Raw genomic sequence first — 16,389 nt, 5'->3', positions numbered from 1 at the left:
TCGGGGTTCGGGGTTCGGGGTTCGGGGTTCGGGGTTCGGGGTTCGGGGTTCGGGGTTCGGGGTTCGGGGTTCGGCAGGATTGTGTTTGGTATTAATTAAAAAGCAATTCGTCATTTATTCATCACCTAACCCTTCAACTCTTGATAAAGCAAATTATAATTGGCAGTTACACAACATTAATTACACCCTCGGAGCCTTTACCCTATACGCGGCATAAAGCCCCGCCTACAAAATAGTGTGCGCCATCCCATCAGCCTTAGTTTACCTCGCACACGTTTTAGGCTCGAAGCCCGTCACTCGTAGCCCGTTAACCTTTAACCTTTAACCTTTAACCTTTATGTCGCTGTAAGCACTGGTTTCAGCGACAACACTTTATGTCGCTGTAAGCACACTATGGTTGTATTATGTCATATGGTTTAATTATGTAGACTATGGTTTCAGCTGTCGCTGCAGGCAAAGGGTGACATACACTGAATAGGCGTATCAGTAACTTACAAAGAGCGTGCAACCATTCACTGACATAAAGTACAACCATACAGTGACATAGTGAAATAAAAGTTATAACGCTAAAAACAAAAAAACCAGCCTTCGGATATAAGACTGGTTTTTTCAATTACTACTCACTGCCTTTTCGGCAGAATTACATTAACTTAAACATCGAATCGATTATTTTTATCTTCAGCTGCCTATACGGCAGGTCACATCATTAGGTTTGGCGTGCAGGGCTTTAAGCAATTCTCAGCTGCCTATACGGCAGGTCACTATAAAAATAGCTAACCTTATATATAATTCATGTAATTAAAAAGCAAGTTCAATTTTACCCATATTTTTATATGTTTGCTCAGAGAGTATTAATATCAATGACTTATAATAACGCTATAAATAAAGGTTAATTACTATCTATTAAGGGTGATAAATCAGGAACCGTGCCTTTAAACTTTTCATTTGAGGCAAGCCCATAATTACTAAAGTCTGGCTCTGCTTGGCAGTCGACATCTTGCTTTTGAATATGCAGAATATAATCCTCTTGTGAGCTCTTACTAGTCATAGCCACTCTATGGAAAATATCAATCTCTCGGGGAGCTTCGATCTTTTTAGGATTAAAGTCTTCACCTCTTGCTGACGCTCTTTTTTGCAGGCGCTTTAACCTTCTTCTACTTTCACCTGTGAATATTTTTGCTACCGCCTGGTTACGTATAAAACGTACTTCTTCGCAACTGTCAGGAACGGCTAAAACTTGGCTTAGTTTAAAAAAGCCACAATCTTGCATATCTACCAAATAAGCTTGCTCTTTAAGGTGGGTTAAAATCTCTTTGTCCGTGTGAACAAAAGCAATTACATTACCAATTGATGAGTCTGACCATGCAGGAAACGTAACTCCCATTCCTTCAATATTATGCTTCAAAATAAACCCATGCATGATAGAAATACAACGGCCAGTAAGCAGCGCTAGATTAGCTTGTTTTGGTAAAAAGTGGACTGAGAAGTAATACCTTTGCATAATTACGCCTTTTTAGCCTCTGCTTTTTTCTGAAACATTCCACCCTTAATCAATACAGAAAATAAATAATAAATAGCTGGGTCTATATTTTCATTTTTATTAGTAATGCAATTTTTAAGAGCTGATAAATACCATTCTGTGTTTTTGAAAATAGAATAAAAGTTCTGCTCTGAATCGGGAGGACGTCGGGCAATGCCTATTTCTTTATCTGCACCAAACTCATGCACTCGTAATCTTTTACTTGCATCCTCATCCCACCAATCATCTATTGACTGAAGAGCTGCTCCTATTTTTACTGAATTAAAACTTACAGCGTAACGGCCATCTGCACACTTAGCTTTTACAAACTGTTTTGAGGCCTCTCCTTGCTTAACCTTGTCGTTAAGGATTTGGCTTGGGTAAATCTCTTGGCAAAATGAGGCTTCTATTTTCGCGCTTATATCAGCACTCCAAAACACATTGGGATCAGTTAATGCGCTCTCAATTTCATTACTTAGTTCTTCCAATACTTTTTGATCAGCAGGAGCCCATTTGCTTTCCCAAGCCAGCTTACGAGTGTTATCGATTAAGTAACAATTCCCTTTGCTGGTTTTAATTTCAATTTGAGTGTTGCCAGTGTTTTGATTACGCCAAAGCCATGTACCTAACAAAATATTTCGACAATATCTTACTGCTAACTCTTTATAACCACCGCATTCTTTAAATGTTGAGGCCAACTCTTTTAATAAAGAAAAAACATCTGGGTCACTACAGCCTGAAGGGACCAATGAGTTAGCCTGAACTCTCAAAGAAAACCGACAAAATATATGCTCCACATTTGGAGGTACATAGCACTCTTCTAGAGTTAATATATTATTATGTGTTAAGTCCTGAGGTGAGATATTTTTTGGTGAAAACTGCGGAGTAAATGCTTCAGTAAAACCAGATTTTGGGCCTCTGATCTTATTTACGTCAGCCTCTAGAGGAACAAAATCAGAGTCAGCCGTTTTATAAAAAAATACAGCTTTACCAGGGTAAAGCGAGCGATCATATTTTAATATATTACATAATTCCATTAACTATTTTCCGGTTAAACTTTTTTCATTAGCATAAACTTTTCTTGCGCATCTAGCATCCAAAAAGCACTATTAAAATAGTTACTAATACCTTTTAACCTAACACTAGTGGCCGTTTCGTATTTCACCATTCCTATTGCTGGTTCAGCATAACAATGCAGTCTTTCAAGTGCTCCAACTTTAACCATCGGTTCAGTGAGTAACATATAACCCATCATAGATGGGCTTAGTTTAGAGTCACTATTTAATAATAAGAGTAGCTCATCTAAATCCTGTATTTTGTGCTCAGTTGGCATTATCCAGCAACCAGATAAAGGGAGTCGCCTTAACTTTTCAAATAACTGATTTTCATTACTATACAAACAGCACCAATTTATATTTGAATTAAGCTCAGGCTGATGCATAACACCACCTGCAAAGTTAGATGGAAAATGCGCTTTCAAAATATCTGGCTCGCTATCTACTGCCTGTAAATCATCATCATAGCCATCAATATGTACTATTAAATCAAATACCAAGTCACAGTATTTGCCATCAATAATTCCTGGGCGCTTAAGCTTATTTTGCTGAGCGCCTTGCAGGCTAAGTTCAGGGAGTTTTTTTCCTGCTACAGTAGAATAATCTCTAATAAACCAAGAAAAAGATGTGAACCGTACATTTATCCCTAGCGCCTTATTAAGTTTTCTTTGGTAGCTATGAAGCATCCCCCAAACAGCGGTTAAAGATGGAATACCTGAGCAGTAAGGGTTTGATAATGCTTGCGCATCAAACACGCGTATACCGCTTAAATGTAGATAGCGATAATGTTCATCATCTTCTTCAATCAGTTCATGTTTCTGATCTGTAAGATTAATAAGTACCCATTGTAAAGCTGCTTTTAAAGGGCTCATTAATTTAGGATGAAAAGCATACCTTTGTGTCATGCTCACTCCGCCAAGCGTTTCATTTAGTAACCTAAATAAAGAAATAGCTAGCGAAGGGAGTTCATTGTCGGGTAGCGATAGTATTTTATACTCTAGTTGGTCTGAAGCACTCTCAAGCTTTTCTAAGTCATGCCCATTCTCAATAACGTCCAAGCGCCATTCAAATACAGGTGAAAACCATTCTAAAAGCGTGTTTCTTACTTCTTTAATACTCTTAACTTTTTGTTGTCTACGTTGTTTAAGAGCCAAAGCATTATTACTAAATATAATACCCTCTAAAGCTTTAATGAATTCCGGTTTTAATAGTGCCCCTACGTTAAATACTGCTTGCCCATTGTGTAATTTAAATGTTCGTGAGTTATTTAAACCATGATATTTACTTCGTATATAAGGAGGGTAATTAAGCACATTAACAACCCCACCTAAGGAAGCAGCTAACATACTGACAGCAGCAGGACGCGTAAACTCTACACTGCTAAATCGAGCTTGTTTTTCAATTGCCGCTTGCTGAATTTTTGATTGAACTACATGGCTGATAACAGGCGTAACAGCCACATAACCATCATGATAAGGCATTCTTACTTGGCGAGAATAGCGGTCAACAGAGTCGGGAATGGCCTCTTCAGGCAATGATTTTTTAACGGTTACACATAAGCTTTTAAATGCCTTAACGGATAACCCAAGAGAGGTAAATGCGGCTTTCCAGTTATCTGAGTACGTAGCTAATACTTGCGCCAAACAGTAATCTTCATCTTGCCATTTAAAGTAACTAACAAATAATTTAGCTACATTTACCTTAGCAGAGTCATGCGACCACCCATAGGCTTTGGGATAGTTAGCACTACTCAAAACATAAGATTGCAGCGGTGGAGGCTCTACGGCTAAATTTTGCTTACTTACTCTAATATCAGGGTACTTTAAATTATGAGTATGAAACCACGCTATTTCCTTAATACATTTATTAATATGGTCTTCACTTTTTAAAGCCTGTTTTGCTAGCTTTTTATCCAGCAAGTCATCAACTTGGTTTTTTCGATAAGTCAGGTTTAACAAAATAATCAGAGCAACGGCTTCGCTGCCTGTTATATCAATCATTGCCGTATAAGGGCTAAAAGCACGACGTAATAATCTATCTCGCTCAGTGGTGTCTATAATCTCTAGCAGTTCTTTTAAATGCATATACTCACCATGCCGACAAATACATTCTAGCTTTATCATTTCCAAAACTGGTTTTGTACTCTATAACATGCCTTAAAAAAAACACGCCCTTATAAGGGTTGATCCGCTGGTTCATTTTATGACGAAATGCCGTTTGCAAAATACCATATTGGTACAACCTATAAACCTGCTCTACTGAAGTGCCTAACAAAGTTGCAGCCTCCAATACACTTACTAATAAGTCGGCAGCGTTGGGCTTTTTAGTTTTAGGGTTACTCTCAACCAAAGTAACTAAATAATCTAATAGAGCCCTATAAATAAAGTGAAGTTCCCTCTGCATTTGAGTAATGGGGCAAGCTAAAATAGCATCACCAAAAATAAACTTAAACTCAGTCTTATTGAACAGATCTATTAGCTTCATTTCTGCATTTTTACTTAATTCATCAAGCTCTTTGTAAAAAACTGCTGGCCACTTACTAAAATAATCCACAGCATCATCTAAGCAAAAGTTATCTGTTTGAGAATACCGCTCCTGATACCAAAGGATCGCAGCAAAGCGTTCTGTAAGAGTAGTGTTGTTAAATAGCGGGTTACTATCGTTGCGCTCACCTTTATCCAGCAATTTATTTAAGTGTTCAATGCTTAAAGTATTTACAGGCGAGGTACTAGCGCTAGAAAGCTCAAAACCGCATAAGCAATGAGTGATTGACTCATTCTCGATATAGTTAATTGGAGCGCAGCATTCTGGGCAGTTCTGTAGCAAAGCACACTGATGTTTAGTGCACGCATTTACCCACTTTATGTGCCAACTTTGTTTTATGTAAGCTTCTTCTGCAAGACATTGTGGACATACAGGGAGCGAATCAATGGCATCTACTGCATGGTAACGAATAAATCTTTGTGGAATGTCTACGCCATTGTTATATATGGCGGCTGAGGTGTTGAATTTAAAATCTGACTTTAGCAAAGCCAACTTTTGTAGCTCGTATCGAGGTAAATCTAGTAGTGTTTCGAGTAGTCCTAAAGCCCGCATCCTAAAATGGCTATTATGTTTGGCGTGGTAAACATTGAGCCTCTTTAAATCTACTGGGAATGCACCATGCGCCTCAAAATCAAGCTCATGCAGCTCTTCGCGAATAGCTAAGCTTAGCCCTTCATACGAGTCAAAAAAATTCTCTGAAACGACCCGTAACAAGTAACTTTCCAGCGATTCGTCAGAAAATGCCCGAGCCTTGGGAGAAAATAGAAAAGCCATCCAACACCTTAAAACTTAGTAATCCTAAGCTAAAAGATAAAGCCATCCCATTTAATATGCAAGCCGCATCATAAATAATATTATTGTATAGCTGCCCTATATACTATTACTGATTCTTATTAGCTGTACGATTCATAGAGGTCGTTTCAATATACTATGACTCTATGAACAAAGAAATTAAACAACGTTTAAAGTGGATTGAGCTTTACGAAGAAACCAATAATGCGGGCCTAGTTTGTCGTCGGTGTGGAATTTCTAGACCCACTCTTCGAAAGTGGTACAAGCAATACAAAGAGAAAGGACTAGACGGCCTACAGGACGTTTCTAGACGCCCGCACAGCTCCCCAAACTCTAAAATTAATAATCGAATTGAAGAGTGGATTCTTAAACTCAGAAAGATAGAAAACTTGGTGCCAGAAGAATTCAAAATGAGCTTCTTCGCGAGCATAATTTCAGCTATCGCTTGCTTCAATTCACAAAGAGCTGACCAAACATGAAGTAAAACCAATAGTTTTTCAGCGGAAGAAAAAAGACTTCATTCGATACCAAAGACCTACTCCTAGTGAGCGAGTTCAGATGGATACATGTAAAATTGCACTAGGGATTTATCAATATACTGCTGTTGATGATTGCTCTAGGTATCGCGTGTGGACGTTTTTAAGCGTAAAACGTCAGCCAATACTCTTACCTTCATCGATAAGGTAATAGAAGAAATGCCATTCCCGCTACAGCGAGTTTAAACGGATCTCAGAACGGAGTTTTTTGCTGAAAAAGTACAGCTCAAATTGATGGAGCATGGCATTAAATTTCGCCCCAATAAGCCAGGCTATCCTCGCTTAAATAGCAAAGTTGAAAGGTCACAAAGAACTGATAAAGAAGAGTTTTATTCGACCGTTAATTTGGATTTGGACGAACTCAAAAATGAAACGTTACCTAAGTGGCAGTATTACTATAATTGACAACGCGCTCACGGCTCATTCAAAGGTAAAACTTCAATGGATGTTGTATGTGAACGCCTTGAAAAAACACCGCTTTGGGAAGACGCTCACGCTAACTACGAAACTGAAAATGAACGCATTCAGTTATCGAATTATCAGCGTGATCTTCAACTACGAAAAGTGAAATGATGTCTATGAATCACGCACTAGTTGGTTAGATAAGACTTAATATGATACTCATTCAATGAGGCCCACCAAACCATCACTAATTTACAAAAGACTAAATTTTAACAGCCTGTAAGCTTGTATTTGGCCGTAGAAAGCTAGAGCTCTGTCAGGTACTTGGGAGCCAGTTACCAGTTAATGGGAGGCTCAAATTAAAGAAGATAAACAATCTAATAGATATATTTTTTTGACTGGCTTTTGCAATAGCTTGTCGCATGGAGCGTTTTTTAATTTATGAGTATCTCCACTTATAAGAACTTTTTTTATAGTAGGGAATTTTTTTTCTAGTGCTATCAAAATCTCAACACCTGTTACTTGTGGCATCAGGTGATCAACAACAATAATATCTAAATTAAGTAGTTCTGGGTGCTGAAACACTTGAGTACTATCTGATAATGTAAAGCATTCAAAAGCCGAACTTTTCAACATTCTTGCATACGCGTCTAAAATAAAAGGCTCATCGTCAATGAATAATACCTTAGCCATTAAAGCCTCTATAGTTTTTTATAATGTGATTAATTTGTATTTCCAATATAGGCCAATGAAGCGATATATCTAAAACCAAGCATTTGATTAATGACATTTTTTTATTTTTAGCCGCTAAGTATAATTCGTCGCTCAATGAACTAAGTAATATCACGCCACAAAAACGGCACAAGCCACTTAAATTATGTGCACAATAGGATATTTCCTCTAAGTTGCCCACTAAAAAATATTTTTCGATAGATTCGATATTGTTCTTAGCAGAATAAGAAAAGTCAGATAAAGCAGACGTAATTGTTTCAACGCTATCATCGTCAAAAATTTCAATCAGATGTTTAAGGTTTATTATCTTAGAGTCATATAATTTATCTTCCATTCAGATATTTACGCCTGTATTAGTGGCCGGTTACATGTTTGCGCCCACCATGCCGATAGCTTCCTTAGTAAAGCGAGTACTTGGTTTCGATTCTTTAAGTTAGCGGAAGCAATTTGAGCTATTAAGATTTCAAGTCTATCAAGACATATCTGGAATGCTTTTAAAAAATCAGGTCTATGATCATACTGCTTAATATTCTTTCCAATATATATTAAGTAATCGGCAGACTCACATACCCGACTTCGCGCATTTTCAATTGCAACATATTTCCGATTTTCAATAATCGAATTATAAAAATAACTTATTGTATAGGCTACTTTCTTTAAGCGACGATCTATTTGATGATGCCCTGTCGTAGCACTATCTGGCCACTCTAAAAAATCGCGATTTTTTACTGATATATCAGATTGTTGTTTATCTACCTCTGGCTCTATATCTTTCTTGTTTGAACCTAAAACAATTGCTACACCACGGTGACTATATTCTTTAAAGGATTGATGATTATCCGTAGCGCCCTTAATTTTCTCTAAATAGTACTCTGCGGGTTTTATAGTTCTCTCAGCCCGTTTATGCTCATGTATCTTTTCTGTTAATTTAACTGAAGAGATAGGTTTTACCAAAAAGTCATTTACATCAAATTTCACACATTGATGTATCAATTCTTTATATGAGTTTACAGAAAGAACAATAATTGGAATATCATGAGCTGTAAGGGTAAAACTACCAGACCTGATACGAGATAATAATTCTAAACCACTTTCTTTTTTTAACTCTATATCTGTAATTAATAAGTTTATTTCTTGTGTCTCCAATATATCAATAGCTGCTTTATAATCAAATGCCTTATACGCATTGAAGCCCGGGATTTTATAGGCAACACTATATAAAAAATTACATATTAAAGGTGCATCATCAACCACTAATATATTAAAATTATTAAGCAACATAATACGTCACCATTAAAATAGGAATCCTTTTATTTGTTTTCAAAATATAAAACCGCTTTTCAAACATAGACGAATAAATTGCAAAGAAAATAAATTCACCTTTTTTCAGTTTTGATTGATATAGGTAATTTAACTGTAAAGCAACTACCTGAACCTAGTTTACTTTTAACTTCAATTACACCTTGATGCTTATCAATAATACTTCTAGATAAAGCTAACCCAAGACCAGTACCTTTATGCTTTTCTTTCGTAGTAAAAAAAGGTTGGAAAATCAACTCTAATATACTTTGCTCTATACCAGGACCATTGTCTTCTATACTAAACCAAACCCACATATCATCATAACCGGTTGTAATTGTTATTTCTCCATTGTGTTCTATTTCTTGTACCGCATTTAATATTAAGTTTAAAACGACTTGGTTGATTTGAGAGGCTATACACCTAACTAAAGGTAAATCAGCAAAAGATGTATTAACCTTTGCTTTGTATTTTAACTCATTACCAAGAATATTTAACGTACTTTGAATTCCTAAATGGATATCAGCTTCTTCGAATTCTGCATCATCCAAGTATGAGAAATCTTTTAAATCATGAACGATTTCAATAACTCTTTTTAGCCCAGATTCAGATTGAGATAATAAAATGGGTAAATCTTTATTTATATAATCAAAGTCATGTGCCAGCTTCAGTCTGTTAGTTTTCTCTATGGGTAACTCTTTACCTAATTGCTTAATTAACATCATAAGGCTATTTATGTACTCATTTAAAGCGGATAAGTTTGAAGCGACATAGCCTATTGGGTTATTTATCTCATGTGCTACACCAGCTGCAAGCTGCCCTAGTGATGCTAGCTTTTCTGAGTGCATGAGCTGATCATTTAACTGTGCAACCTGTTTTCTTAGACGTTCCAGCTCACTCTGTTCTATTGACATTAATAGCCCCCTGATTACTTTTATTAAAACGTTGCTTGTGCATACGAAAAGCAGATAAGATTTCTCTTTTAAGCTCTTCATCACTCCAAGGCTTAGTGAGAAATTTATAAATAGCACCTTTGTTAATCGCTTCTGTTACGGAGCGAAGATCAGTATAGCCAGATAAAATCATCCTAATTGTGTCAGGATACATTTCTTTCACTTCTTTAAAAAAATCAGTGCCACTCATTTCAGGCATTCTCTGATCTGAGACAATCACTTGTATATCGTGTAACGCAAGTAGATTAAATGCCTCTAAGGCACTATTACAAGTGAGAATATTTATTGGCTCTTTGCGTAAAACTCTTTTTAAAGAATGTAGTATGTTTTCTTCGTCATCTACAAGAAGCAAATTAGGTAAACAAGCGTTAGTTTCAAAGGCATGTATCGGAGAATATTGCTCTAAAAAAGATTCAAACTTATCTTTAGGTAACGGTTTGGAATAATAATAGCCCTGTAGTTCATCGCAGCCATACTTGTTTAGCAAATTCGCTTGCGATAACGTCTCGATCCCTTCCGCAACCACTTTTAAATTTAATTGGTGCCCCATCGCAATAATCGCACGGGTAATGGCTGTATCTTTTTGATCAGTTACTAGCTCTCGTATAAATGACTTGTCTATTTTTAGCTTATCAATCGGTAGGCGCTTTAAATAGTTTAAACTGGAATAACCAGTTCCAAAATCATCGATAGCAATACTGATACCTAATTGCTTCAGGTGCTGTAGTTTATCTACAACTTGTTCAATGTTTTCTAATAATAGTGATTCGGTTAATTCTAACTCGAACCACTTAGGTTCTAATTTTGCTTGGTTCAATGTTGCTTCTAATTGCTCTACAAAGCTCACACGTTGAAATTGCAGTGAAGACAAGTTAACCGCCATTATAACCTTAGCCAAGCCTCGCTGTTGCAAAGAGCGGTTGTAATTGGAAGCTTCCTCAATCACCCATTGACCGATTTCAACGATTAACCCCATTTCCTCTGCTATTGGGATAAATTCATCAGGTCCAATAAACCCAAGTTCTGGGTGTTGCCACCGTAATAACGCTTCTATGCCTATAATATGCCCGTTGTCTGCTGCTACTTGTGGTTGGTAAAAGAGCTCAAATTCTTGATTTGCTACCGCTTGCTTTAGCATTGTTCTGAGACTGAGTCGTTTATTAAGAGTTTGTTCCATGTCAGATTCGTAAAACTGAATATTATTACGACCGACTTGTTTTGCTCTCTGCATAGCTAAATCAGCCCGTTTAATAAGCTCTATAGGCCCATGTATGTTCTCATCAAAAACACTAACACCAATACTCGCAGTTAACTCTAGCTCTTTACCACTTATTAAAAATGGTTCAGAGATTACACCAAGAACCCGTTCAGCCATAATTGTTAATTGATTAAGTTCATTTAAATCCGGAAGCATTAATATGAATTCATCCCCACCAACTCTAGCTAGTGTATCGCCTGAACGAATTTGTTTATTAATTTGTGCACTTACTTTACAGAGAACCTCATCACCAACTAAATGCCCGAGACTGTCGTTAATTAATTTAAAGCCATCTAGATTAATAAAGAGTATTGCGACTTTCTCTTTATGACGTGAACTGATCTTGATACTTTGCGATAGTCTGTCATGTAATAACTTTCGGTTGGGTAAGCCAGTTAATAAGTCATGAAACGCATTAAAAGCAAGTTCATCTTCATAATTTTTTTGCCCACTTATATCAGTTTGAATACCAATATAGTGAGTAATGACCCCATCATCATTGGGTACTGGTGATAAAAATAAACTATTCCAAAAGCCACTACCATCTTTACGGTAATTCCTCAGTACTACGCTAACTTCCTGTTCTGCCGCGATGGCATTACGAATTTGCTTAGTAACTATCTCGTCCCGCTCTTTACCTTGTAGGAAGCGACAGTTTTTACCTTCAACCTCTGCTTTGCTATAGCCTGTGAGTTTCTCGAATCCATAATTAACATAGCTTATAGGCATATCTATTTGGGTAATATCACTGATGACGACCCCATTCGAGCTAGCATCAACCGCTCTTTTGAACAACTTAAGTTGTTTTTCAATTTTTAAGCGCTCAGTGATATCTTTAGCAATACCAATCACACCAACTACTCTGCCATTAACCCAGGTGGGGATTATTGTTATGTGTAATTCGTGTTGCGAACTATTACTACTTACTATACTCGCTTCAAAGCTTTCCGAATTACCTGTTAAAGCATTCTTAAAATATTTCGTAACCCGAGATAGATGTTCTTCAACAATAACATCAGCAAAGTGAATGTGTTGTAAATCAGGTAACGGCCGCTGTAATAATTCACAGCCAGATCTGTTCATTGCTGTAAAATAACCTTGCTGGTCTAAAATATAAACCGGATCAGGATTAAACTGATACAACGAGCGAAAGCGTTGCTCGCTTTCTGACAATAAACGTTTTTGCTCTGTACGCTCTATTGCATTGGCGGCATAGCGACAGCAACTACTTAATAACTCCAGCTCTTCCGAACTCGGCGCTCTACTTTCTTTGCAGTAAAGCGCAAACGTGCCTAGTATATTATGTTCTTTTGTTACCATTGGTAATGACCAACAGGCCAATAGTTGTTCAGTTAAAACAGCCTCTGCATAACCCAGCCAATTTTTATCATTGCTAATATCTTTTGTAATTACTAACTTATTGTGAAAAGCTGCTGTACCACATGAACCCACATTATCATCTATATCGATATTAGCTAACGCTGAATGATATTGCTTACTAAATGAGGGGGCTGAGGCAATCTTTAGTTTCTGACCAACTTTGAGCATCACACATGCCTTAACCGCCGGATAATGAATTTGCGCCATTAAGCATATTTTCTTTAATATTTCGTCAAGTGGGGCATCGACCGAAATCAGGTGTAAAATTTGCTGTTGCGCTTTTTGATAGCTCTCTGCTTTAGTTAATTCACTGATATCTCTCCCTGCTGCATACAATGTTTGTATGCTAGGCACATATTGTGCTGACCACATTAAATGCACCTCATCACCACTTTTGCGAATATACCTATTCCGAAATTGCTTAGTATGTTGCCCTTCAATAATGTTTTGAGCTTCATGTTCAGTGGCTTGTTGATCATCTGGATGTACAAAATCCATAAACAACCTGCCATTAAGTTCCTCTGCGGTATAGCCTAATATTGTATAACTGGAATGACTGGCCTCTAAAATTCTCCCATCCTCATCAACAATAAATAATAGATCGGCCGAATTTTCCATAAACTTCATATGATGTGTTTGCAATTTTTTTTGTAAACTAAGGCTTTTGCGAAGTTTTCTGTTTCCGGAAATTAAACGCTTTTTATGCCTATGAATTTGTTGCTGATACTGTTGAGATAGCAGTGCTAAAAAGCAGGCTAACCATCCAGCAATTAATATCAACCCTGATTCCTGCTGGACATAGTTAGGTCGGATATCAAAATCTTGATACAAAGATAACTGCCATCTCATTTCACTTTGCGAATTGTGAATGTTGTTTTTACTTAATAAAAAGTATTGTCGCGTAGGGTCAAGCTGACTTATTAAGACTTCTTGACTATTTTCATGGGCTAAAGTAACGGCATAACCTCTGGGTACAATTAGAGGAATTATTGACTGCATCAGTTGTTTGAAGTTTATTCCTGCAACAATGACAGATAACTCATGAGTGTTAGGCTGGCGTAGTGGTAGAGTAAAAAAGGTATGATCTATTCGATTGTCATAATAAAAATAAGCGCTTTCGTCATTCTCGTTATCACGTTGTTCTGGCGACCAAGTTGATTTAGTAGCAACATAGTCGTCGTACCATTTTTTAATAGCTATAGTTTGTGCTGCGGAGTAGTGCAAATTTCCCGAACTGTTTAAAATAGAAATATAGTCAAGATAGTTAAAATCACGTAAGTAGGTGTTAAAATCTAAACTTAACTGTTTTGGAGGGTAAATAAAATCACTTCCAGTAATACGATCGCTTAACCTTTGCATCAAACTTTTTTGTTCTTTTATAGTTTGTTCTGTTTGTTGCTGAATTTTTGATAAAGTTTCCTTGGCTACTTTTCCATTAGCATCTTCTATTTGATGCATAAAATCTAACCATAGCAAAAATGTGAAAGTTGTGAGTAGTAGTACAAGCCAACTCCCTAAACTACGGCTATGAGCTTTAATATCAAAGAGAGAAGCCGATGGTATAGTCAACCCAGCAACAGCACCAAAAAGGAGAAAAATAGAAGTGTTTGAGGATTCAGAAGGAGTTGTACTAAATTGCAAGCTGCCTAAAAACCCAGTGTTAACAGAGAGTAAAGATATGGCTACAACTACCAGAATACTAAAACTGATCAAACTGCACTTTCTAAAAAAAAGACTTTGCTTTTTATAGGCACTAATCAAACCAATTAAGACCAGAGCCCAACAGAAAAACTGAAGCCAAGGCATAGTAAAATTTGTAATTAATTTATTTGTATAACTAAGTGTGCTCATAAACAATATAGTAGCCATAACGCCAAGGCTAAACGTAAAGAGAATGTTCCTTTTTCGCACAATAGAAATCAGTGACACAGCAGTTAAGGCTAGTAAGAGCATAGTATTGATAGGTAAGGAGGTGCTAAAACCACTGTCACTAAGGTGCTGAAACTTCTTAACCCCTAGAAATGGAATGCTGACAAATAAAAAAGTCAAGCTAGTCCAAAATAAACTATACTTTAATGAAGCATATTGCTCCTTTTTCAACCTAAATCTCATAAAATTCCAAATTAATATTTATAAAATACCCAACAAAATTCTGAGCCTACCCTATTAAAACTATGCCAAAACTATTATTTTCAGACGCCTATCGATTTTACATATCCAAGGTAATAATTGCCATTGTTCAATTTTTATAAATTAACCGTTACTTCACATTCATTCACACGTCTCCACTTAGTTATTGGTGTTCTGAATCAGTAGTTTGGCTACCTCATTAAATGAGAAAACTAACTCATAGAGGTAAATCGTGGTAAAAAAACAAACGTAAATCCTATCTAGAAGATTAAAAGTGGAAGGCGCTAAAGCACTCAGAGAGCTAAGTATCTCCAAATCTCGGCTTTAATATTAGCAAAATGCTGATTTGAAAGAAGCATCCACGTCGGATAGAGAAAATTGTTAACTAACCAGAGTGCGCCTTTGAAGCGTCAGCTCGTAGGGTAGGCAGCTTGTATTTGAATATATAAAAATTGATTACAGCAAAGTTGGCTACCTAGGGAATGAGAAGTCTGAACTACTAAATGTTGATTATCCAAATGTCCACTATAAACGGCTAAAATCAGGTTATAGTGCTATTAAATTAAAGGCTAGGTAACTTTAAATCTTAAAACTCTTGGATGGAGAGTATAAAGATTTAGTCACCGCCTCAGTTATATTTTATATACAACTTGATTCCGACCATTATCTTTAGCACTGTATAGGCATTCATCAGCTCTGATAAGTGTATCTCTAGATACTTTATCGCTTGATTTTATAGGTGTCACACCAATAGACACAGTAACGGAAAGCTCAATCTCGTAGGAAATAAATACATAGTCACTTATTTTCTCTCTAAGCCTCTGCATTGCTGCTACCGAATCATCGATTGGTGAGTCTTTTAACACAATTAAAATTTCCTCACCACCATATCTATATGCACTGTCTGTGTCTCGTAGTGATGATTGTATAATATCTGCTATAGATTCAAGAATTTCATCTCCAACAGCATGCCCATACTCATCATTAATTAGTTTAAAATAATCTATATCGATAAGTGATAAGCTAGTAATTATAGGTTGTTCATTATTCAACTCTATGAGTTCGGTTAAATCTTTCTCCATTGCTGAGCGATTTAGTAAGCCTGTGAGTTCATCCAAATATGTTAAATTATTAGAAATTTCTTTTCTAAAGGTTTCTATACTCCTATCGAGTCTTTTCATTAGTGTGATTAAATGACGATAACTATTTTTCTTGATATCGTTGCACTCTAACTCATCCAAAGTGTACCTTACATAATCCAGTAGATTTGAAAGATTTCTCTGAATATTAACTAACCTTTGATGATGAGCGACTTGAGTATTTGAAAGATCTAGTGCGCTACTAAAGTCCAGCTTTTGTAAAAGAAGGTTATAATCATTTTTTATCCGACAACGTAAGTCGTTATATTGCAACATATAAAATAAATTAAGCCTGCCATCGTGATGTTTAACTAAGGCTTCCCCAAAATTTACATAAAAAAGCTGCACGTCATGTGTATTCAATTCATCAAACATTGCTTTCAATTATTATTATCTCAAAAAAGGCTATCAACTGTGTAACACTTATTAGTGCTTCACATTAAACTTATAAAAGTGGCTATAAACACCTAATAGTCACTTGTTTATATTATCAACGAAAAAGAGCCGAGTAGGAAACTATTTGTATATTTTTATAATACATATCAAAGGGAAAATAATTGGAGTCTAGCCGGTATTTTATGATTAAAGCGGACATACCCTGGAGTGGTTTAATCGCGGCGAGAGTAAAAGTTGTTCTTCAAAGGTTAATT

10 protein-coding genes and 1 pseudogene are annotated in these 16,389 nt (G+C 36.4%); 1 reads left to right on the top strand and 10 read right to left on the bottom strand.

The genetic code is table 11. From position 1 onward, the window contains the following. Positions 1-889 precede the first annotated feature (889 nt). The 4 genes from cas6f to MTN96_RS34675 are packed head-to-tail and all read right to left on the bottom strand — an operon-like array spanning position 890 to position 5,892. Entirely contained in the window at positions 890-1,501 is a 612-nt protein-coding gene (gene cas6f, locus MTN96_RS34690; RefSeq protein WP_248534528.1) for a type I-F CRISPR-associated endoribonuclease Cas6/Csy4, read from the bottom strand. A gap of 2 nt (positions 1,502-1,503) precedes the next feature. After that, the gene (csy3, locus tag MTN96_RS34685; protein WP_248534526.1) at positions 1,504-2,556 is read right to left on the bottom strand and encodes a type I-F CRISPR-associated protein Csy3; all 1,053 of its coding nucleotides are present in this window, start codon (positions 2,554-2,556) and stop codon (positions 1,504-1,506) included. A gap of 14 nt (positions 2,557-2,570) precedes the next feature. Next, on the bottom strand, positions 2,571-4,658 hold the full coding sequence (locus MTN96_RS34680; protein WP_248534524.1) for a type I-F CRISPR-associated protein Csy2: 2,088 nt from the start codon (positions 4,656-4,658) through the stop codon (positions 2,571-2,573). A gap of 4 nt (positions 4,659-4,662) precedes the next feature. Beyond that, the gene (locus MTN96_RS34675) at positions 4,663-5,892 is read right to left on the bottom strand and encodes a TniQ family protein (RefSeq protein WP_248534522.1); all 1,230 of its coding nucleotides are present in this window, start codon (positions 5,890-5,892) and stop codon (positions 4,663-4,665) included. A 164-nt stretch (positions 5,893-6,056) separates the two neighbouring features. Here MTN96_RS34675 and MTN96_RS34670 point away from each other — a divergent pair. Continuing rightward, a pseudogene (locus MTN96_RS34670) lies at positions 6,057-7,019 on the top strand (IS481 family transposase). 183 nt (positions 7,020-7,202) lie between these two features. Here MTN96_RS34670 and MTN96_RS34665 read toward each other — a convergent pair. From MTN96_RS34665 to MTN96_RS34635, 6 genes are all read right to left on the bottom strand, one after another. Then, complete coding sequence (locus MTN96_RS34665) at positions 7,203-7,541, bottom strand: response regulator (RefSeq protein WP_029772124.1); 339 nt, start codon at positions 7,539-7,541, stop codon at positions 7,203-7,205. Continuing rightward, positions 7,534-7,914 (bottom strand): hypothetical protein, encoded by a 381-nt coding sequence (locus MTN96_RS34660; RefSeq protein WP_029772123.1) that lies wholly within the window; start codon positions 7,912-7,914, stop codon positions 7,534-7,536. Before MTN96_RS34660 ends, MTN96_RS34665 begins: the two co-directional genes overlap by 8 nt. An 8-nt stretch (positions 7,915-7,922) precedes the next feature. Further along, positions 7,923-8,861 carry a response regulator gene (locus MTN96_RS34655; protein WP_029772122.1) on the bottom strand — a complete coding sequence of 313 codons (939 nt, stop codon included), beginning with the start codon at positions 8,859-8,861 and terminating at the stop codon, positions 7,923-7,925. 95 nt (positions 8,862-8,956) lie between these two features. Beyond that, on the bottom strand, positions 8,957-9,793 hold the full coding sequence (locus MTN96_RS34650; protein ID WP_282452154.1) for a sensor histidine kinase: 837 nt from the start codon (positions 9,791-9,793) through the stop codon (positions 8,957-8,959). After that, complete coding sequence (locus tag MTN96_RS34640; protein ID WP_248534519.1) at positions 9,774-14,570, bottom strand: EAL domain-containing protein; 4,797 nt, start codon at positions 14,568-14,570, stop codon at positions 9,774-9,776. The genes MTN96_RS34650 and MTN96_RS34640 overlap by 20 nt, the downstream gene beginning before the upstream one ends. A gap of 662 nt (positions 14,571-15,232) precedes the next feature. Then, positions 15,233-16,114 (bottom strand): GGDEF domain-containing protein, encoded by an 882-nt coding sequence (locus MTN96_RS34635; protein WP_248534517.1) that lies wholly within the window; start codon positions 16,112-16,114, stop codon positions 15,233-15,235. Positions 16,115-16,389: the final 275 nt, after the last annotated feature.

Source organism: Pseudoalteromonas sp. 2CM28B (genome assembly GCF_023161935.1).
Note: the sequence above shows the minus strand (reverse complement) of the source record. Positions and strands in the feature narration are given on the sequence as shown.

Excerpts from the sequence above, each read along its gene's own strand:
- MTN96_RS34635 (WP_248534517.1), bottom strand. The coding sequence starts at position 16,114 with ATGTTTGATGAATTGAATACACATGACGTGCAGCTTTTTTATGTAAAT.
- MTN96_RS34675 (WP_248534522.1), bottom strand. The coding sequence starts at position 5,892 with ATGGCTTTTCTATTTTCTCCCAAGGCTCGGGCATTTTCTGACGAATCG.
- csy3 (WP_248534526.1), bottom strand. The coding sequence starts at position 2,556 with ATGGAATTATGTAATATATTAAAATATGATCGCTCGCTTTACCCTGGT.
- MTN96_RS34680 (WP_248534524.1), bottom strand. The coding sequence starts at position 4,658 with ATGCATTTAAAAGAACTGCTAGAGATTATAGACACCACTGAGCGAGAT.
- MTN96_RS34655 (WP_029772122.1), bottom strand. The coding sequence starts at position 8,861 with ATGTTGCTTAATAATTTTAATATATTAGTGGTTGATGATGCACCTTTA.
- MTN96_RS34650 (WP_282452154.1), bottom strand. The coding sequence starts at position 9,793 with ATGTCAATAGAACAGAGTGAGCTGGAACGTCTAAGAAAACAGGTTGCA.
- cas6f (WP_248534528.1), bottom strand. The coding sequence starts at position 1,501 with ATGCAAAGGTATTACTTCTCAGTCCACTTTTTACCAAAACAAGCTAAT.
- MTN96_RS34660 (WP_029772123.1), bottom strand. The coding sequence starts at position 7,914 with ATGGAAGATAAATTATATGACTCTAAGATAATAAACCTTAAACATCTG.
- MTN96_RS34665 (WP_029772124.1), bottom strand. The coding sequence starts at position 7,541 with ATGGCTAAGGTATTATTCATTGACGATGAGCCTTTTATTTTAGACGCG.